The organism is Nocardia sp. NPDC020380 (assembly GCF_044386975.1).
Taxonomy (GTDB): domain Bacteria; phylum Actinomycetota; class Actinomycetes; order Mycobacteriales; family Mycobacteriaceae; genus Nocardia.
Genome location: NZ_JBIRVQ010000007.1, coordinates 238678 through 258294, shown reverse-complemented (window position 1 = coordinate 258294; position 19617 = coordinate 238678). Strand labels below are relative to the sequence as shown.

The window sequence follows — 19617 nt, the reverse complement described above, 5'->3', positions numbered from 1 at the left end:
CTGATCAGTCGCGCTTCTGTCGCCGGAGGAGTTCGTTCACACTCACCTGGCGGCCTTCGCCCCCTCGGTGCTTGCCCTCGTCGTCATCCTTGACCGGCGGCCGGCGGCGCGAGGAACGCAGATCCGACATCCACTGTTCGATATTGCTGCGCCCGCCCTTCGAATCCTGCTCGCCCTCAGGCTGAGCAGGCTGCTCGACGGTGGCGGCCGACTCCAGCGACGGCTCTGCCGCGGCCGGTCGCGGCTGCTCCGGCGGCCGCTGCCGTTCCGGCGCCCGCTGCGCGTCCTGCTGCTCGGCCGGTCGTGCCGGCGCGGCCTGCTGCCCTTCGGGCGGATGCGGCTGGTACAGCTGAGCCCGAGTCGCCGGATGCGGCGGCACCTTCATATTCGAAGGCGGCAGCACCCGATCGGCCCCCACCGGACCAGCCTGCGAATCCGCCTGCGCGGCAGCCTCGCTCGGCCGTGATGCGCTGACATCGCTCGGCCGTGATGGGGTGACGTCGCCCAGCCACGATGCGGTGACGTCACTTGGCCGTGATGCGCTGACGTCTCCGAGCCGCGATGCGGTGACCTCACTTGGCCGTGATGCGCTGACGTCTCCGAGTCGCGATGGAGTGACCTCGCCCGGTCGCGGGGCAGGGACCTCGCCCGGCTGTGACACCGAAGGAACACCGCCGCCCTGCGAAGTCGAGCCGGCCCGCTGCGCGAACGAACCATCCCGCCCGCGCACTGCGTCCTCGTCCGAGGCCGGACGATCGGAACCGCCCTGTGCCCCACCGAACTTCGCGGCAGATTCACCGACAGGTGGCATGGCGCCGCGCACCGAGGGCTTGACCCCGCCCGAAGCCGGTGCGGAAGACCCTGTCTCGGGCCGCGCGCTGCCTTCGGTCGAGCCGCGCGAAACGGGAGGCTTCAGACCGAACACGCCGGATGTGGCCGCGGGCGAACCGAAGTCACCGATCGGACGATGCGCCGACCCGATCCCGCCGGCCGCACCACCTGAGACGGGCGGGTTCGGCCGGAAGGAGATATCCGGCGCCGAGTCCGCACTGCCGCCCGTACCCAGCCGGGACACGGTCGTGAAGCCGGACCCGCTGGACGAGCCGGTGGGACCGAATTCCACTGTCGGACCGGCAGGCGAGCCGAGCGGACCATCGCCCGGCCGACCGGTGGCCGGGCCGGGGGTGCCGCCTGCGACGTCGTCACCGGCAGAGTCCAGCGGACCACCGGTTGCGGAGTAGCTGGATTGGCTTGCGGGTGAGCCGAACTGGGTGGCCGGGCCGGAAGTCGATGGGCTTCCGGACTTGCCGGGAGTGGCGTCGGACCGTTGGTTGCCGCTGCCGTCGGCGGGGTCCGCGGCGGGCGCGGACTTGCCGAAGGTAGGGCCGGTCGAAGTAGAGGGCGTGATGCCGTGGCCGGGGCGCGGCGGGGAGACCAGGCCGGCGAGCGGGCTGGGCTCGGGCGCAGGGGGATTGGCCGCCGAAGGGGTGGCCGACCCTGCCGGAGGGGTGGGCCCCGACGAGGTGGCCGACCCTGCTGGAGGGGTGCGCCCTGACGAGGTGGTCGGTGCTGCCGGAGAGGTGGGCCCTGACGGGGCACCCGGTCCTGCTGGCGGGGTGGGTTCCGCCGGGGTCGCGTCGACGATGCGCTCGGTGGGGGCCTCCATCGGGGACTCCACCATGCGGGCGGGGCGCGGTTTGCGGGAGGGCTTGGTGGTGGTGCCGTCCGGGAGGGCGGGGATCTGCATGGTGACCGGGTCGGTGATGGGGGTGGTCTTGACCAGGTCGACCACTTCGCCGCCGCCGGGGCGTTCGTCGTCCAGGATGGGTTCGCCGAGGCCGATCTTCTGCTGGATCCGCTTCATCCACTTGGGCGCCCACCAGCAGTCGTCGCCGAGCAGCTTCATGATGGCCGGCACCAGCAGCATGCGCAGCACGGTGGCGTCGATGAACAGCGCCGACACCATGCCGTAGGCGATGTACTTCATCATCACCATGTCGGAGAACGCGAACGCGCCCGTCACGACCAGCAGGATCAATGCGGCCGCGGTAATGATGCGGCCCGTCTGCGCGGTGCCCGCGCGCACCGCCTCGGTGGTGCTCGCGCCTTGGGCGCGCGCCTCCACCATGCGGGATAGCAGGAACACCTCGTAGTCGATGGACAGGCCGTAGACCACCGAGATGATCAGTACCAGTACCGGCGACATGATCGGCTGTGGCGTGAAATTCAGTAGTCCGGAGCCGTGACCGTCGACGAAGATCCAGGTCAGGATGCCGAGCGTGGATCCCAATCCCAGCGCGCTCATCAATGCCGCCTTGATCGGCAGCACCAGTGATCCGAAGGTGAGGAACATCAGGATGGTGGTCACCAGCACCACGAGCCCGATCATCAGCGGCATCTTGTCGATGAGCGCGTCGATCGAATCCTTCTGCAGCGCACCCTGACCGGTCACCATGACCTGGGCGTCCGAGGGCACCTTCATCTCACGCAACAGTGTGACGGCCTCGTCGGCGGCCGAGTCGCTGACCGGGGTCGCCTCCGATTTCCACACGTTGGAGTTGTTCGGCGGCTTGGACGGGATCCCGAACTGCCCGCCCTTGGCGAGCAGTGGCGCGATCTTCGGATCGTTGTTGGCCTGATTCAGGATCGGCCCGATTTCCTTGGTGTTGTTGGTGATGATCACCAACTGCACCGGATTCGTCTTGCGCAGCGGGAAGGTCTCGTCGAAGTGCTGCTGCGCCAGGCGAGTCGGATTGTCGGGTGGCAGATACGTTTCGCTGATGCCGCCGAATTCCAGGTTCTTGACCGGGATGATGAGCAGCAGCAGGCCGATGGTGAGCGGGATCGCCACCTTCAGCGGGTGCTTCATCACCCACGCGGTGGTGCGGCCCCAGAGGCCGTGCTCGACTTCCTCGGCGGTCTTGGTCTTGCGGAACCACTTGAGCCCCAGCGCGTCCACGCGCCGGCCCAGGATGGCGAGCATGGCGGGCAGGATGGTGAGCGCCGACAAGGCGGCGAGCAGGACCGTCGCCATGGTGCCGTAGGCGACCGATTTGAGGAAGCCCTGCGGGAACAGCAGCATGCCGGCGCTGGCCGCGATGATCATGGTCGCCGAGAACACCACGGTGCGTCCCGCGGTCATCACCGAGCGCCGGACCGCCGCACGCGTGTCGTAGCCTTCCGCGATCTCCTCGCGGAACCGGCTGACTATGAAAAGGCCGTAGTCGATGGCCAACCCGAGGCCGATCATCGAAACCACCGGGCCGACGAACGAATTCACCTCGGTGAACTTGGTGATCCCCATGACGATGCCGTTGGCGCCGATCACGGTGAGTCCACCGATGATCAGCGGCAGCGCCGCCGCGACGATGCCGCCGAAGATGAAGAACAGCAGGACCGCGACCACCGGGATGGCGATGATCTCCATCCGCTTCTGGTCGTCGGTCATGGTGTCGTTGAGCGCGCCGGCGACCGGCTGCAGACCGGCGACCTCGACCTTGATGCCGGTGCCGGGCAGCCCGAAGACGTTCTTGACCGCGCGGAAGTTCCGGGCCTGATCGGTGTCGTTGTCGCCCTTGATGGCGAGGGCCGCGAAGGCGTGCTTCTTGTCCGCGCTGCCCGCGACACTCGGAATGTACTGTCCGGTATCGGTTTTCCAGTACGCGCCGTTGATCTTGGTGATCTCCGGGTACTGCTTGGGCAGGTTGTTCAGCTGATTCGTGACCGCCTGCACCACATCCGGGCTGTCGATGGTCTCGCCATCGGGCGCGGTGTAGTACAGCAGCACGTCACTGTTGTGGTCGCGCCCGTAGACGTTGTCCAGGATCACCGAAGCCTGGGACGACTGCGAGTCGGGAGCGAACCATCCGCTGGAGCTGAGATGGTCGTTCAGCCCGAGCCCGAACGCGCCGAGCGAGAGCAGTGCAGCCACCACTATTCCGAGTACGGCATAGCGGAGCTTGAAGACCAGGTCGCCCCAGCGGGTGAACACTAAGCGACTCCTTGAGCGGGGCGGGAGGTGAGCAGTGCGGACAGCGGCCGGAAGGGCTGCAGCCATGCTCCCTCGTCGGGCAGCGAGTCGAGGCTGACCCGGGGCAGCGGTTCACGGAACACGCCCGGGATGTCCTCGAGGTCGATGAACTCGAGAATATCCGACGTGACGGCCCAACTCGCGTGCTCGCGAAAACCGAGCACCTGAACGGGGACACCGGTGGCGGCGATCTCCTCGAGGGGCGCGCGGAATGCCTGCCCATCGGCGGAGGCGACCATGATGCCGGCCAGCCCCGCGCCGCGTCGGCGTAGCTCGATGTGCCCGAGCATGTCGCTGTCGACGTCCGAGTCCTCGTCGATCTTGGGTTTGGCGAAGACCGCGTAGCCGACATTGCGCAGCGCTTCGACCCAGGGTCGCACGACATCCGCGGTGCCGGGGGCGATATTGGTGAAGACGGTCGCTTCGGGTTCGACGCGGGTGCGGCTGCCCACGGACAGTTCCGCGGTGCGGGCCAGCAGCCAGCGGCCGAGGGCGTCGAAGCGGGGACGGTAGGCCGCGGTGGGCCGGCCGCCGAGGATGGCGCCGAGACCCATATCGAGGTTCGGTGCATCCCAGACCAAGAGGACGCGGCGCACATCGGTATTGACGCCGCCCGCGCCAGGCGTGCTGGTCAGCTCTGCCGAGGGAGTGCCGTGCATTATGTCGGCAACTTCCGAGACCTCGGGGGCCATTTCACTGACGCTCATGATTCGATCTTCCCCCAGATGAACTCCGTGATGGCGCTACCCGCGCGGAGTCCTTTGCTTTCGAACTTGGTAATCGGACGTTCGAAACCGATCGGTGCCTTGGTCCGGTAGTCGTCCGGATTCCCGCCCGTGGCTTCGTTCATGCCGATGAGCTGCGGTTCTCCCGCACCGACCGCCGCGATCCACTCCGCGTAGTCTGCATGATCCGTCGCGACATGCAACACGCCGCCGGGAATCAGGCGATTCGCGATAAGGGTGAGGGTGGCCGGCTGCAGCAGCCGTCGTTTGTGGTGCCGGGCCTTCGGCCACGGATCCGGAAAGAACACCCGAACCCCCGTCAGCGACTCGGGAGCAATCATGTGTTCGAGCACATCCACGGCATCGCCGCGCAGCACCCGGATGTTGTCGATCTGCTCGCGTTCCACGCGCTGCACCAGCTGCGCCAGACCCGGCTTGTAGACCTCGATGCCGATCAGATTGAACTGCGGCTCCAGCTGCGCCATGGCGGCCGTGGCCGTGCCGGTGCCGCAGCCGATCTCGATGATCAGCGGCGCCGACCGCCCGAACCAGGCGTCGGCGTCCAGCTTTTCGTCGGAGACGTCCCGGCCGATGTGCGGCCACATCCGATCCCAGGACTCCTGCCGCGCCGGCGGCACCGCGCCGCGGCGCGCGCGGAAGCTGGTGACGCGTGGGTAGAGCCGGTGCCCGCCGAAGCGGCCCGGCTCCCCGCCGGTCTCGTCCGGGTGATCGGCGTCACCGATGTAGTCGTCGGACCGCGGCCCGGGACCTGGCTCGGCAGTATGGTTCGCGGCGTCGTTCACGGCGTCCATTGTCCAGTATTGGATGATTAGCGCAGCAATCGACCAGGGGATGAGGCGGCCGCCCGCAATCAGGCTGCCAGGCCCGACACCTCCGCGGCGGCCTGCTCCGGCTCCGGTCCGAGGGGGCGGCCCAGCGCGACTCGCATTGCGGTAGTTGCCATTTCCACCATGCTCCGCCAGTGCGCCGGCGAGAGCGCGACCGACCAGACGGTCTTGGTTGTGGGTTCTGTGAGACTTCTGCCGGCGAGCCGATCGGCCAGCCAATCCAGGCTCATCGGAGTCGCCAGCGGCAGCAGCGAGAAATGCTCACTCAAACGATCGCGTACGTACCAGACCGCCGCCCCGCGCTCCCGGTACCGCGCCACCTGACCGTCGATCCCCGACGCGTCGATGACCTGATCGTGCACCGGCTGCACCACCAGCACCGGACAGGCCGGCGCCGAATTGCCCAGGCGCAGGTCGTCGAACATGTCCTCCAGCTCCGGCAGAATCTCCACCAGCGGGCGATGCAGATAGGTGTCCATTCGGCGGCCCACCAGCAGCGGCAACACCGCGATCGGGCCCAGGCCCTCGGCCCGCTCCAGCACCCTGCGGCCCTCCGGCGTGAAATCCTTTCGCACCACCTCGGCCAGCGCCGGATACACCCGCTGCAGCGCCGCGATGACGATCGCCGGGAAACCGGCGAACAGGCCGCCGTTCAAACTCAGGAACACCTGTCGCGGATCACCCACCGGCGCACCCAGTACCGCGCCCACGATATTCAGCTCCGGCGCGTACCGCGGCGCCATCTCCACCGCCCACGAACTGGCCATGCCGCCACCGGAATAGCCCCACACCGCGACCTTGGTGTCCGGGCGTAGGCCCAGCGGCGCGAAACGCTGTGCGGCACGGACACCGTCGAGCGTGCGATAACCCGGCTCCCGGGCCGCGCCGAAATTGCCGTGCGGGCCTTCATGATCCGCGATGGTCACCGCCCAGCCGCGGCGCAGCGCGTTCGCGACCAGCATCCATTCCAGCTGCGTGATCGAACCGGGCGAGAGCGCGCCCAGCCGCAGGGCGTACGAGGGCGCGCAGCGATCGGTGACCGCGTCCATGGCGGTCTGGAAGGCCAGCAGCGGACGCTGCGGATCGGGACGGGCGCCGCTCGGCAGCAGCACAGTGGTGACCGCGACCTCGGGGCTGCCGTGCAGATCGGTGCTGCGATACAGCAACTGCCAGGCCGTGACCTGCTGCGGGACGATGCCGAGCAGTGCGATCTCGACCGGGCGGGTGCGCAGTATCGTGCCCGGCGCGTGCCGGGCGAATCCGGCGGGCGCCCGGTAGAACGGATCCCGGCTGGGCGGCATCGGCCTGCCCGTGGGCGTATCGGATACACCGATGACGTCGGCGGTGACGGTCATCGCAACCTCCTCGTTCGATCCCGGCGAGCGGGACCGCGGAGGGTCCGTCGACGGCGCGCATCGGCTGATACGCCGACCGAATGAAAACCGTAAAGGACCCGCAAGGTATCTGTGAAGAGGCGTTGCACCGAATTGTGCTGTCGCACAGATATACCCGTGACCTGCACCACTCACATCAGTAGATCTCCCTATGTGAGAGAGGCTTTCGTAGATTCCTCCGCATGGCCGGCGGGGGTTGGCTACGCTGCCTGCGTGCCGGCCGGTCCCGCTCCGCGCATCCAGGTCACCGGCCGCGCCCGCGCCGGCAAAACCACCGTCCGACATGCGCTGTCATTGATTTCGGCGGAGGAGACCAGCGCCGTCGACCGGCCCGGCCGGCCGGATCCCGTGCTCGACGCCGACCTCTATATCTATGTCCTGCCCGGTGACTCGAATGCCGCGGACCGCCGCATCCTGGCGACCTTGCCGCCGGATCGCACCCTTGTCGTCCTCAACAAGGCCGATTCCATCGGTATCCGCTGGGCCGACGCCGCCGAGTCCGCCGAAACCCACAGCGCCGCACTCCAACTCACCGTGCACCCGGTGATCGCCACCCTCGCCGCCCGCACCCGCTCCGGCACCCTCACCGAAGCCGACCTGCACACCCTGCACCGCCACCGCGACCACCCCGACCCCGCCTTCACCCTCGCCCCCGACCTCTTCACCTCCCCTTCAATCGCCACCGACACCGCCGCCCGCGAGTCCCTCCTGTCCCGCTGGCCCCTCTACGGAATCTCCTGCGCCCTCACCGCCCTCCACCGAGACCCCACCCTCCCCGCCGTAACCCTCCTCCAACTCCTCCACTCCGCCAGCGGCATAGACCCCCTCCACACCGACCTCCACCACCGCTACGAACAAGCCGCCACCCGCCTCAACCCCTGACCGATTCGACACCGGCCAAGCCACACCCACCACCGGGAACGAATCAGCGGTGTTGATGCCCGAACCCCGCCCCGCTGATCCGCAGCCCCCGTCCCGGCCCGCCGCGCCCGTGCCGGAGTCCCTCCACCTGCCCCCGCCCACCGGCCCGGCGCTCTCCGGACCTGCCTTCCGCGTGCAGGCGTCCACCGACGACACCGCATTGCACTGTTCGGCAGCGAATTCCAGTCTCGCGCTGCCGCCGCCGGGCAACATCACCAGCCCGCCGCATCCGGTTGCGCCGTCCCGACCGACGGAGTCCGGCATCGGTGCGGGAATGACAGCACCCCGCGCCAGAGAGACAGCGTCCTCGCCGCAGACGGTGTCGACCTCCGCGGCGCCGGACTCGATAGCTGTATCCGCGCCGGACATATCGATGACAACGCCGTCCTCCCGCCCGTTCGACGCCGGTCCTGTTGCGGCCGCGGACCCTTCATCGTCCGATGTGGATTGCGAGGTCCATCGCTCAGAGTCGACACGGGGCGAGGCCGCGCCCGAGAGGTCCGGTGCCGAGCCGGATGCCGCCGCGGTCCCTGCACCGGCCGCCGCCGGGATATCAGCGAGGGCGGAAGGTGTTGTGGCGCGTTGGAATCCGCATGGCCTGGCGCTGTGGCGAGCCGTGTCCGCGCGGGGTGAGGGTGGCAGCACAGCGGTGACGCTGGTCGGCGGGATGGAGATGCCGGCGGTCATGTTGCGGGCGGAGCTGGCACGGTTTCTGCCTCGCGTCGAGTTGTGCGTCGCCGGGTATGAGACGCCTGAGATCGAGTCATTCCGTGGTGCGGGATCGGGCGCGAAGGAGCAGGCAGGGGCGTCGGCGGTCGAGTCGGGTCGTCTTCGGCCCGGGATCGAGTCGTGCATTTCCGATGACGGGGTGCCCGGCGGCGGGTCGGCGGCCGGGCCGGTTCCGGTGGCTTTGGTGGTGCTGGATGCGGGGGCGTTGGTCGGGAATGAGGTGTTGGGGGTGGTGCGGAGGCTTCGGGGGGATGGGACGCGGATCGTGTTCGCGTTGGAGGGGATTCATGTGCATGAGGAATGGCGGGAGGTGCGGGAGCGGGATTCGGAGTTGTTGGCGGGGGAGGTGGGTGCGGGGGTGGAGATTGTGGCGGTGTCGGCGCGGATGGCGGCGGTGGCGCGGGTGAAGGGTGATGCGGCGCTGCTGGATCGGTCAGGGGTGGCCCTGTTGCATGCGCGGTTGGTGGCGGCGGTGGGTGCGGGGGCGGTGGGCGATCAGGAGGTGATCGTGCGGGGGCGGATGCTTGCCGATACGCGGGAGCGGATCGAGCGGCAGTTGGCGGCGTTGCGGAATGGCGGGGATGTGGCTGCGCTGCGGGAGGAACGGGCTGCGCTGCTGGCGGTGAACGACGGTGGCCGGGGGCCGGCGATGGCGATGCTGCGGAATCGGCTGCATCTGGCGCGGCTGGATCTGCTGCACGAGGTGGGGGTGCGGATGCGGGCGTTGAATTCGGGGATGCGCGCCGATATCGAGCGGGTGCCGAAGGCCGAGTACGTGGATTTTCCGGGTCGTTTGCAGCGTGGTGTGGACAAAGTCACATATGAGATGGATCGCGTGATGCGGGCGCGGCTGGTTGACGTCGCGGGCCAGCTGGGGGAGGTGATCGGCAGGGTGGAGATCGATGCCGTGAATCAAGCGAAATGTCTTGTTCCGGAGCGTGATTCGCGTGAATTGGGCCGGTTGCCGGCGTGGCCGCGGGTCGGTCCGGGGCCCGAACCGCGTTGTGGCGGTGTGGAAGACCACTTGATGCTGGCTTTCGGGGCGTCGGCGGGGTTCGGTTTGGGCCGGTTGGTGGTGGCGCCGTTGGCGCTGGTCCAGGCGGTGGATTACGCGGTGGTGCCGGTCAGTCTTCTTCTCGGTGCCGCGGCGGCGGGGTGGGTGGTGCGGGCTCGCGGGCAACTTGCTGAGCGCGCTCATTTACAACAGTGGGTGGCAGATGCCCTGGTCAACGTGAAGGCGCAAGTGGAACAACGGGTTGCGACCGCCTTGGTCGAGGCAGAGGAGCGCCTCACCGATGCGGTGCTCGCCGCGACCACCGCGCACCGCATCGAAACAGACCGTCGGGTAGGGGAATTGGAGGCGCAGCTGCGGCAGGCGGCCCAGCTCCGGCCCGCTCTGCGCACGGCATGTGAACGTGACCTCGCCGCACTCGAATTTGTATAGCCGCTGGTCCGAGGTTTCGACCCGGTACCGAGTGGACAACCCGATTCCATACGCCGGGATATCTGGCGTTAACCTCTATGGCAGGAACCTGGGCGTCCGCTTCGTCCTTGTACGCGCGTCCAGCCGGGACGGGCTACCGGCAAAGACGGACGGGGGCCTTGCCACACAATGGTGGCACTCGGTGTCGCGGAGTCCCTGCCGGACTCGGTGGGCACGGAGTCCGCCCATCTCAGGAGAGTTTTCATGACCTCAGCGACCATTCCTGGTCTTCACGATGGCACCGCGCCCACCGAGCACAAGGAACTGCTTGCCTGGGTGCAGGAGGTCGCAGAACTCACCCAGCCCGACCGCGTGGTCTGGGCGGATGGTTCCGACGAGGAATGGGACCGCATCACCACCCAGCTGGTCGCTGCCGGCACCTTCAAGAAGCTGAACGAGCAGAAGAAGCCGAACTCGTTCCTCGCACTCTCCGACCCCTCCGACGTCGCCCGCGTCGAATCGCGCACCTACATCTGCTCGCGCACCGAGGCCGACGCCGGCCCGACCAACAACTGGGTCGACCCCGTCGAGATGCGCGCCACCATGACCGACCTGTACCGCGGCTCCATGAAGGGCCGCACCATGTTCGTGGTGCCCTTCTGCATGGGCCCGCTCGGCGCGGCCGACCCCAAGCTGGGCGTCGAGCTCACCGACTCCGAGTACGTGGTCGCTTCGATGCGCGTGATGACCCGCATGGGCGCCGCCGTCTACGAGAAGCTCGGCACCGACAAGCCGTTCGTGAAGGCGCTGCACTCGCTGGGCGCGCCGCTGGCCGAGGGCCAGGCCGACGTGCCGTGGCCGTGCAACGACACCAAGTACATCACCCACTTCCCCGAGGACCGCGAAATCTGGTCCTACGGTTCGGGTTACGGCGGCAACGCGCTGCTGGGCAAGAAGTGCTACTCGCTGCGCATCGCCTCCGCCATGGCGCACGACGAGGGCTGGCTGGCCGAGCACATGCTCATCCTCAAGCTGATCTCGCCGGAGAACAAGGCCTACTACATCGCGGCCGCGTTCCCGTCCGCCTGCGGTAAGACCAACCTCGCCATGATCCAGCCGACCGTTCCGGGCTGGCGCGCCGAGACCCTCGGCGACGACATCGCGTGGATGCGTTTCGGCGAGGACGGCCGCCTGTACGCGGTCAACCCGGAGTTCGGCTTCTTCGGTGTCGCGCCCGGCACCAACCACAGCTCGAACCCGAACGCCATGGCCACCATGGAGGCCGGCAACACCGTCTACACCAACGTCGCCCTGACCGACGACAACGATGTGTGGTGGGAGGGCCTGGAAGGCACCCCCGATCACCTCATCGACTGGAAGGGCAACGACTGGTTCGAGCGGGAGTCGGAAACGCTTGCCGCGCACCCGAACTCGCGCTACTGCACGCCGATGTCGCAGTGCCCCATCCTGGCTCCCGAATGGGACGACCCGCAGGGCGTGCCGATCTCGGCCATCCTGTTCGGCGCCCGCCGCAAGACCACCGTCCCGCTGGTGACCGAGTCCTTCGACTGGCAGCACGGCGTGTTCATGGGCGCGACCATGGCCTCCGAGCAGACCGCCGCCGCCGAGGGCAAGGTCGGCACCGTGCGCCGCGACCCGATGGCCATGCTGCCGTTCATCGGCTACCACGTGGGCGACTACCTGGGCCACTGGGCGAACATCGGCAAGTCCGCGAACGCCGAGAAGCTGCCGAAGATCTTCTACGTCAACTGGTTCCGCCGCGGCGCCGACGGCCGCTTCCTGTGGCCCGGATTCGGTGAGAACTCCCGCGTGCTGGAGTGGGTCGTCAACCGCATCGAGGGTCGCGCCGAGGCCGTGTCCACCCCGGTGGGTCACGTCCCGACCGCCGCTCACCTCGACCTGGAGGGCCTGGATGTCGCGCTCGCCGACGTCGATGAGGCGCTCGCGGTGAACGTCGAGGAGTGGAAGCGCGAGATCCCGCTGATCGAAGAGTGGTTCGAGTTCATCGGCGACAAGCTCCCCACGAGCGTCCGCGACGAGTTCGAGGCCCTGAAGCAGCGCCTCGGCTGAAACCCGGTGGTGAGGGTTACGCCCCCACGTTCCTGGTGAAGGGTTCGCGGGATAAACCCCGCACCCCGTGAAAAGCCAACGGCCCGCCCGCACCTGCATGGTGCTGGCGGGCCGTTCTGCGTCCACAGGTAATCCACCCAGGGGTGGAGGGGTTGTGGTCCGGGGGTGGTGGTCGGCGGGCGGGGTTCGGCGGAGGCTCTAGGTATGAACGCTGTGGATCTCTTGGTGCGGCTGGCCGGGTGGAGCACGGAGCTGGTCGGGATTGTGTGGCTGGTGACCGCGGCGTGGTTCGCCGCGGTCAAGCGGGACAGTGTCGGGGGGAAGGTCCGGCATTTCTTCGGGACGCTGTTGCCCGAGCCTTGGATGATCGTGGGGATCGTCGTGATCATCGTGGCGCTGCATCTGCTGCCGCACGGGATGTGGGATCCGATCACGTGGCATGTGCGGGCGCTGGTGGCGATCGGGTCGCTGCTGGTGATCGCGGGGGCGGCGCTCATGGTGTGGGCGCGGCTCGCGCTCGGGGCCATGTGGGCGGGGCGGCCGATGATCCAGCAGGAGCACGAATTACGGACGGGCGGGCCGTATCAGGTTGTGCGGCATCCTATTTACACGGGGATTCTGGCGATCGTCGGCGGCGCCGTGGTGATGACCGGCGGTTCGTCGTTCGTGGTGTTCGCGTTCGTGCTCGGGTGGCTGTTGCGCCGGGTGCGGGTGGAGGACCGGATGCTGGTCGGCACCTTCGGCTCGAACTACGAGGATTACCGCCATCAGGTGCCCGCGCTGGTGCCCTTCGCGCCGCCGCGCGCACGCGAGCTAGCTTCCCCGCCGCCGCGTGCCCGTGCGGGCCGGTTCGTCGCGCTGCCGCAGCCGCGTGAACGGTCCGGTTCCAGCTGCCGCGTAGCTCTCCGGAGCTGCGCGGCAGCTGTTTTCGTGTCAGCTGCCCATGGGCATGAGGAGTGATTTCTGCTCGCAGTAGGCGTCCAGCCCTTCGGGCCCGTTCTCGCGGCCGATGCCGGAGGTCTTGTAGCCGCCGAAGGGCGCGCAGGGGTCGAAGGCGTACCAGTTGATGGCGTAGGTGCCGGTGCGGACCTTGGCGGCGATGGCGGCGCCGTGTTCGATATCGGTGGTCCAGACGGAGCCGGCGAGCCCGTAGTCGCTGTCGTTGGCGATGCCGATGGCCTCGTCCTCGGTGTCGTAGGGGAGGACGGACAGGACGGGTCCGAAGATCTCCTCGCGGGCGATGGTCATGGTGTTGGTGACGTCGGCGAAGACGGTGGGTTCGACGTACCAGCCGGGCAGGTCGCTGGGCCGGCCGCCGCCGGTGAGCAGGCGCCCGCCTTCGGCCTTGCCCTTGGCGATGTATCCCTCGACGCGTTCGCGCTGCTTCTCGGAGATGAGCGGCCCGAGTTGTGCGGCCGGGTCGCTGGGCAGGCCGAGGGGCATGGCGTGCACGGATTCGGTGAGGGCGCCGAGGATTTCGTCGTAGCGGCTGCGCGGGGCGAGGATGCGGGTTTGGGCCACGCAGGCCTGGCCGCTGTTCATGAGGCCGCTGAAGGCGAGTTTCGGGATGTCGGCGATGTCCATGTCCGGCAACAGGATCGCCGCGGACTTCCCGCCCAGTTCGAGGGAGCAGCGTTTCAGCTGGCTGCCGGCGATGGCGGCGATCTTGCGGCCGACGGCGGTGCTGCCGGTGAAGGTGACCTTGTCGACGCCGGGGTGCGAGACGAGGTATTCGGAGGCCTCGGCCTCGGCGGGCAGCACCGAGAGCACGCCTTCGGGCAGACCGGCTTCGGCGAAGAGGTCGGCGACGATATTCGCAGCGAGCGGAGTCAGCGGCGCGGGCTTGAGTACGACGGTGCAACCGGCCAGCAATGCGGGTGCGAGTTTGTTGATGGCGAGGAACAGCGGGACATTCCAGGCGATTACCGCGGCGACCACACCGACCGGTTCGCGGGAAACTCGCGAGGTGCCGAACATTCCGGTCCGAGTTTCGGTCCACGGGAAGGCTTTTCCGAGTCCGGCATAGAAGTCGAGCGTGGCCTTTGCCGGAAAGTAGTTGAGGGTGGTCGCGGTCCCGGCGGGCGCGCCCATTTCCGCGGAGAGCGCGGCCGCGAGTTCGCCGGCTTTCTGATCGAGCAGCTGGGAGGCGCGGGCGAGGAGTTCGGCGCGCTCCTCCGGCGGGGTCGCCGGCCAGGGGCCGTGGTCGAAGGCCTGCCGGGCGGCGGCGACCGCGGCGTCCACGTCGGCCTTGGTGACAACGGGCACGCTACCGACGGTTTCGAGGGTTGCGGGGGAGACGACGGGGAGGGTGTCGGTGCCGGCGGGGGCGGCCCAGCGGCCGCCGATGAACAGACTCGGGTACTCCATGAGAACACGTTACAGTTTTGCCCCTCCCGCTGTCCGGAGCATGCCGTACAGCCGTCTCGCTGAGCGGGACATTTCGCGGAATTCGACTTCCCGGTTCGTAAATTTCGGATGAAACACCCGCCCCGAATCGGGCGTCTGATTTCGGTTTGCCCGATAGTGGCTTATGCTCTGCGTAGCGCACCTTTCTCCACCGATCTGGTCGATTGCTATCAATTAGCTTTGAAAGGTAGATCTCGCGAATGACCAATGTGCACATCGACGATTTGCTTCTCCCGGAGTTGACCGAGCTGGACTCCGTGCCGATCAGTACGCCGATGCAGCGGGCTGCGAGTCAATTGGCGCGAGTACTGCCGCCGGGCTGGAAGGTCGAGGTCGCCGAGGCCACCTATCCGACCGCCCGGAAGGGGCAGCCGGCACTGCGTCTGGTCATGCCGGAGGACTGAACTCGCGGGATCCGTGGCGCCGCAAGCGGTTCCGCGATTCTCGAGCAAACACTGCGCACTCGCCAATATCGAATTCCGACCTGTCGGTTCGCTTTTCGCTGAACGCACTATTGCATTCGGCACCCGTAGCGAGCATGCTTTATAGCTACCGTGGATAGCTCGCTCGAAACATGAACCGTTACCGCACAGGGAGTCCGAGTCATGGCGGTGCAAGTGATCGGTCGGTCGTTGATGACCAGTGATCTGACCCCTCATCAGGCGAAGAGCGTCGGCATCGGGGGATGGGTGGTGTCCTTTCTACCCGGGCGCACGCTCACCACCGAACAGGCCGCCGCCGCTTTACAGGCAGCGGAAGCGGTTGCTGCCGTGAATGCCCTCGCCGGACAGGTCGGACTGACAGCCATGGAGACCGTCGGGCTGGCTACCCAGGAGTCACCCTGGGGCGAATCAGACTGCTCGAGCGGAGTCCGCCGCTTCTGGCGGCGCGGCCGCCTGGAACGCTGACTTCGCTTCCTCCGCAGTCGTATTCGCGGCGGTAGCCGAGGCGTCCGACGCCGCCCGTTTGGTGGCGACGACGACCAGGTTGCTGACCAGGAACTCGCGCAGCACCGGAACGTGCACCAGCCACCACGCCCAGCGCGGGTGGTAACGCGGAAAGACCGCGAGCACATCCACATTCGCCGGACGCGTGCGCGCCCAGCGCATGCCGTCGGCGGCCGTCACCTCGAAAAGTGAACTGCCGAAACGGTTCTTCGGCTCGCGGCCGTGCTTGCGGCGGTACCGCCGGGCCGCGTACTCGCCGCCGAGGTAATGCCACGGGCCGGTCTCGTGGCCGCCGAACGGGCCGTGCCAGACGGTGTACGAGAACACCATGAGCCCGCCCGGTTTCGTCACGCGCAACATCTCGCCGGCCATCACCCACGGCTGCGGCACATGCTCGGCCACATTCGAGGAGATGCACACCTCGACCGCGTCGTCCCGGAACGGCAGCGCCATCCCGGACCCGCGCACCGCCCCGGCCACCCGCAGCCCCGCCGCATGCATCTCCGACGGATCCGGTTCGACCGGCAGATACCGCGCCCCCGACCGCCCGAACTCGTCGGCGAAGTAGCCGGGCCCGCCACCCACATCCAGCACGATGGTCCCGCGCAGCGACCGCCCGGTCAGATCCCGATAGAAGTCGCCCACCAGCTCGGCCGTATCCGCCGCCAACCCGCCGTAGAACACGGCCGGATCCGTCTGCTCGAACCGGAAGCTGCCGAGCAACCGTAACGACCGGCGCAATGTCGCCCGGCGGGCGAAACGCGGGCGGCGTACCGCACGACGCAATCCGGTGTGCTCGGCTCGAAGCATGGCGGCAAGTCTGGCACAACAACCACGGCGCGATCTCCCCGCCCGACGCCTCGCACCCGGCACCCGCACCGGAGCGACCTGTTGCAGGTCGGGTGACCACTCTCCGGCGGAAGATCGGGTCCGGGCTATATGGTGGAGCCCATTGTCTGTCCGTCCGTGAATCGATGACCTGGAGATCCGCCCGTGCGTGAAGTGCTGCTGCTGTGCTGGCGCGACACCGGGCATCCGCAGGGCGGCGGCAGCGAGCGATATCTCGAGCAGGTGGGGGCGCAGCTGGCGGCGCGCGGGGTGAAGGTGCACCTGCGGACCGCCGGGTATGCGGGGGCCGCGCGGCGGGAGCGGATCGACGGGATCGAGATCAGTCGCGGGGGCGGCCGGTTCACCGTGTATCCGCGGGCGCTGGCGGCCATGGCATTGGGGCGGATGGGGGTCGGGCCGCTGCGCGGGGTGCGGCCGGATGCGGTCATCGATACCCAGAACGGCATTCCCTTCTTCGCGCGCCTGGCTACGGCCGCGCCGACCGTGGTGCTGGTGCATCACGGGCATCGGGAACAGTGGCCGGTGGCAGGCAGACTGGTCGGCCGGATCGGCTGGTGGATCGAATCCCGGCTGTCACCGCGCCTGCATCGACGCAACCAATACCTGACCGTCTCCCTGCCGTCCGCCGAGGAACTCACCGGGCTCGGCGTGACCGGAACCCGAATCGCGGTGGTGCGCAATGGCGCCGAACCCGTCCCCGCACATCTGACCGCCGGCGACGACACCACGCGCACCGCGCACCCGAGCATGGTGGTCCTGTCCCGGCTGGTGCCGCACAAGCAGATCGAGGACGCGATGGCCGCCGTCGCGGGACTGCGCCCCCGCATCCCCGGCCTGCACCTCGATGTCATCGGCGACGGCTGGTGGGCCGACAACCTGCGCACGCACGCGCACGAGCTGGGGATTGCCGACGCCGTCACCTTCCACGGCCATGTGGGCGAGGACCGTAAGCACGAACTGCTGTCTCGCGCGTGGGTGCACGTCCTGCCCTCGCGAAAAGAAGGCTGGGGGCTGGCGGTCATCGAGGCGGCGCAGCACGGCGTGCCCACCATCGGCTACCGGAGTTCGCGCGGGCTCACCGATTCCATCGTGGACGGCGTCACGGGGGTTCTCGTCGACGATGTCACGCAATTGACCGCGGCCGCCGGCGATCTGCTCGGCAATCACGAGGCTCGCACCGTGCTCGGTGAGAAGGCGCGGGCGCGAGCACGCGAATTCTCCTGGGAGCAAACGGGTAACGGCGTATACGAGGTGCTGTCCGCGGTGGCACGCGGGGAGCGCGTCTCCGGGCTGGTCGCGCTCGCACCTGCCGTGCAGGGCTGACTTCGGCCGCGAATCCCGGTTGTACTGAGGCAATTTCGGCTCAACACCGACGAATCTCTACTACCGTGCGTAGTCTCGAAGGCATGTGGATCATTCTGGTGATCGCGATTGTGAGCGTGTTCGTGATCGGGATCGGATTCGCCATCGGCTTCCCCAAAGACTGATTGCCGTTCCGGCACACAACAATCCCGCCCAGAGCAGGTGTGCGGCCCCCGCCGCGCGCCGTACGCCCGATGATGCCGCATGCTCGGTAATCGGCCCGGGCACGCGATACAACTGCAGATGATCATCCGCGTAGACCGAATCCAGCTGTTCGAGCGTCGTTTTCGAATCACCCACCGGTCCCGGAGTATCCCGCTCGACCAGCACCCAGCCCACGCCGAGCCGCCCGAGCTCGCCCGCCGAACCCCCGTGCAGCAGTAACTGCTCGACCCGCGTGGCCCGAACACCCTCGCCCGCAACCACTGCCCCGTGCACCGGCAATTCCCCGGTCTGCAGCACATCGTTCGGCAGCATGCGCGGCGCCGGATCCAGCACCGGCGCGCTTCCCGAATACCGGAACTTCCGGAACATCCCACCCGGCAGCACGGCCACGTCCCCCGGCTCGTTCACCGCCGCCGCCACTCGCCCCCAGCTCGCCGGATAGTGCACGGGCCGCAGCGCCCCACCCACACCCCACGCCAGATCCGGCAACGAGAGCGCTGTCAGCACAATGAAAAGCGCCGCCACGGCACCGGTCCGGGGCATCCCGGCTCGGGCGCGAGCCACGCCGTCCTGAGTCTTGGACGCACTGCCCCGGCTCTGGACCGAAGCGAACCACCCTGCCAGAGCGCGGCATCCCGCCGCAGCGCACAACGCATAAGCGGGCATCGTCAACGCCACATACTTCTGCGTATCCCGGAGCAGTCCCGCCCCCGGCGCTTTCGAGACCAGGAATTCGCCCACCGACAATCCCCACCCGGTCGCGCCGAGCGCGGGCAGCAGCACCGCGATCACGGCCAGCCCCAGGAGAATCCGGCGCGTCCGAGTAGCTGCAGCGTCGGCCGAAGGCATACGAGAGACATCCGGGGACGTGCGAGAGACCGCGGTGCGAACTCCCGTGGCCACCAGTGCGAGCAATAGGACGGTGCCGAGGAGGGCGAACGGCGTTGTGCGGGAGTCAGGTACCGCCGTGCCGTTCCAGATTCCGCCCAGCCCGGCCAGACTGCCGAGGGTCCCCAGCCAAGGTTCGGCGCGAGCCGCGAACGCGGCCACGCCCGCCGGATCCGAGGGTTCCGCACCCGCGCCCGACAATACGGTGGCCGCCAGCCAAGGCGCCGAGGCCGCGATCCAGAACGCCGCAGTACCCAGCACGCTGCGCCGCGAAGCCAGCACCAGCGCCACACACCCGGCGAGCAGCGAACCGGTAGGCGTCAGCCCCGCCGCGGCAAGCCACCCCGCCAACATGGCCCAGCTCGCCCAGGACCGCGAATCGAGCCGTAACCGATTAGCCACCACGGCAATCCACGGCAGCGCCGCATACCCGGTGAGCAAACTCCAATGCCCCTGCAGGAGCCGTTCGCCCACATACGGATTCCAGATCCCCACGGTCGCCGCCACCAGCTGCGGCCCCAGCGAAACCCCCAGCATCTCCCGCACAAGGACGGCCGCCCCCCACCCCGCCAGCCAGACCGCCCCCACCAAAATGACTTTCACGAGCACGCCGCCATCGATGATCGGCGACAACACCGCAATCAACGCATCCTGCGGCACCGCCCGCGGCGCCGCATCCCCCAACCCCAGCGCCGAATCAGTCAGATACGAACGCGGCGTACTAACCGCATCCCGCAACAACAAATACCCGCGCCCCAACAACGGCCCCACGACGATCAACGCCAGCACGAAGCTGTACACGGCCGGCACCACTCCAGCCCAGCCGCGCCTCACAGCCC

At 68.2% G+C, this 19617-nt stretch carries 14 protein-coding genes; 7 read left to right on the top strand and 7 right to left on the bottom strand.

Features of this window, described 5'->3' with window-relative positions:
* Positions 1 to 4 precede the first annotated feature (4 nt).
* The 4 genes from ACH438_RS20800 to ACH438_RS20785 are packed head-to-tail and all read right to left on the bottom strand — an operon-like array spanning position 5 to position 6958.
* A complete protein-coding gene (locus ACH438_RS20800) occupies positions 5 to 3991 on the bottom strand; it encodes an MMPL family transporter (RefSeq protein ID WP_397007552.1) in 3987 nt (1328 codons plus the stop codon).
* Positions 3991 to 4737 carry an NYN domain-containing protein gene (locus ACH438_RS20795; protein ID WP_397007550.1) on the bottom strand — a complete coding sequence of 249 codons (747 nt, stop codon included), beginning with the start codon at positions 4735 to 4737 and terminating at the stop codon, positions 3991 to 3993. Before ACH438_RS20795 ends, ACH438_RS20800 begins: the two co-directional genes overlap by 1 nt.
* Positions 4734 to 5567: a tRNA (guanosine(46)-N7)-methyltransferase TrmB gene (gene trmB, locus ACH438_RS20790; RefSeq protein WP_397007548.1), complete on the bottom strand. Its 834-nt coding sequence runs from the start codon at positions 5565 to 5567 to the stop codon at positions 4734 to 4736. Before trmB ends, ACH438_RS20795 begins: the two co-directional genes overlap by 4 nt.
* 59 nt (positions 5568 to 5626) lie before the next feature.
* Positions 5627 to 6958 carry a lipase family protein gene (locus tag ACH438_RS20785; protein ID WP_397007546.1) on the bottom strand — a complete coding sequence of 444 codons (1332 nt, stop codon included), beginning with the start codon at positions 6956 to 6958 and terminating at the stop codon, positions 5627 to 5629.
* A 252-nt stretch (positions 6959 to 7210) separates the two neighbouring features.
* Between ACH438_RS20785 and ACH438_RS20780 the strand changes: the two genes are divergently transcribed.
* The 4 genes from ACH438_RS20780 to ACH438_RS20765 all read left to right on the top strand — a co-directional run bounded on the left by ACH438_RS20780 (position 7211) and on the right by ACH438_RS20765 (position 13121).
* A complete protein-coding gene (locus ACH438_RS20780) occupies positions 7211 to 7879 on the top strand; it encodes a hypothetical protein (RefSeq protein WP_397007544.1) in 669 nt (222 codons plus the stop codon).
* A gap of 688 nt (positions 7880 to 8567) precedes the next feature.
* Positions 8568 to 10091, top strand: coding sequence for a hypothetical protein (locus ACH438_RS20775; RefSeq protein WP_397007542.1), 1524 nt, complete (start codon positions 8568 to 8570; stop codon positions 10089 to 10091).
* 243 nt (positions 10092 to 10334) lie between these two features.
* The gene (locus tag ACH438_RS20770; RefSeq protein ID WP_397007540.1) at positions 10335 to 12161 is read left to right on the top strand and encodes a phosphoenolpyruvate carboxykinase (GTP); all 1827 of its coding nucleotides are present in this window, start codon (positions 10335 to 10337) and stop codon (positions 12159 to 12161) included.
* A gap of 204 nt (positions 12162 to 12365) precedes the next feature.
* A complete protein-coding gene (locus ACH438_RS20765; protein WP_397007538.1) occupies positions 12366 to 13121 on the top strand; it encodes a methyltransferase family protein in 756 nt (251 codons plus the stop codon).
* On the opposite strand, the gene ACH438_RS20760 is transcribed toward ACH438_RS20765, so the two are convergent.
* Entirely contained in the window at positions 13095 to 14528 is a 1434-nt protein-coding gene (locus ACH438_RS20760; protein ID WP_397007536.1) for an aldehyde dehydrogenase, read from the bottom strand. The two genes, ACH438_RS20765 and ACH438_RS20760, sit on opposite strands and share 27 nt — an antisense overlap.
* A 239-nt stretch (positions 14529 to 14767) precedes the next feature.
* Here ACH438_RS20760 and ACH438_RS20755 point away from each other — a divergent pair, with 239 nt between their 5' ends.
* Positions 14768 to 14971, top strand: a complete 204-nt coding sequence (locus ACH438_RS20755; protein WP_397007534.1) for a hypothetical protein — start codon at positions 14768 to 14770, stop codon at positions 14969 to 14971.
* A 201-nt stretch (positions 14972 to 15172) separates the two neighbouring features.
* Positions 15173 to 15475 (top strand): hypothetical protein, encoded by a 303-nt coding sequence (locus ACH438_RS20750; RefSeq protein WP_397007532.1) that lies wholly within the window; start codon positions 15173 to 15175, stop codon positions 15473 to 15475.
* Here ACH438_RS20750 and ACH438_RS20745 read toward each other — a convergent pair.
* A complete protein-coding gene (locus ACH438_RS20745; RefSeq protein ID WP_397007530.1) occupies positions 15419 to 16324 on the bottom strand; it encodes a methyltransferase domain-containing protein in 906 nt (301 codons plus the stop codon). The two genes, ACH438_RS20750 and ACH438_RS20745, sit on opposite strands and share 57 nt — an antisense overlap.
* Positions 16325 to 16507: 183 nt before the next feature.
* On the opposite strand from ACH438_RS20745, the gene ACH438_RS20740 reads away from it, so the two are divergent.
* Entirely contained in the window at positions 16508 to 17686 is a 1179-nt protein-coding gene (locus tag ACH438_RS20740; RefSeq protein WP_397007528.1) for a glycosyltransferase family 4 protein, read from the top strand.
* Between the two features lie 90 nt (positions 17687 to 17776).
* On the opposite strand, the gene ACH438_RS20735 is transcribed toward ACH438_RS20740, so the two are convergent.
* A complete protein-coding gene (locus tag ACH438_RS20735; protein WP_397008202.1) occupies positions 17777 to 19612 on the bottom strand; it encodes a hypothetical protein in 1836 nt (611 codons plus the stop codon).
* Between the last annotated feature and the right edge of the window lie 5 nt (positions 19613 to 19617).

Coding starts and splice junctions, on each gene's coding strand:
- ACH438_RS20795 (WP_397007550.1), bottom strand. CDS start 4,737: ATGAGCGTCAGTGAAATGGCCCCCGAGGTCTCGGAAGTTGCCGACATA.
- trmB (WP_397007548.1), bottom strand. CDS start 5,567: ATGGACGCCGTGAACGACGCCGCGAACCATACTGCCGAGCCAGGTCCC.
- ACH438_RS20785 (WP_397007546.1), bottom strand. CDS start 6,958: ATGACCGTCACCGCCGACGTCATCGGTGTATCCGATACGCCCACGGGC.
- ACH438_RS20770 (WP_397007540.1), top strand. CDS start 10,335: ATGACCTCAGCGACCATTCCTGGTCTTCACGATGGCACCGCGCCCACC.
- ACH438_RS20765 (WP_397007538.1), top strand. CDS start 12,366: ATGAACGCTGTGGATCTCTTGGTGCGGCTGGCCGGGTGGAGCACGGAG.
- ACH438_RS20760 (WP_397007536.1), bottom strand. CDS start 14,528: ATGGAGTACCCGAGTCTGTTCATCGGCGGCCGCTGGGCCGCCCCCGCC.
- ACH438_RS20755 (WP_397007534.1), top strand. CDS start 14,768: ATGACCAATGTGCACATCGACGATTTGCTTCTCCCGGAGTTGACCGAG.
- ACH438_RS20750 (WP_397007532.1), top strand. CDS start 15,173: ATGGCGGTGCAAGTGATCGGTCGGTCGTTGATGACCAGTGATCTGACC.
- ACH438_RS20745 (WP_397007530.1), bottom strand. CDS start 16,324: ATGCTTCGAGCCGAGCACACCGGATTGCGTCGTGCGGTACGCCGCCCG.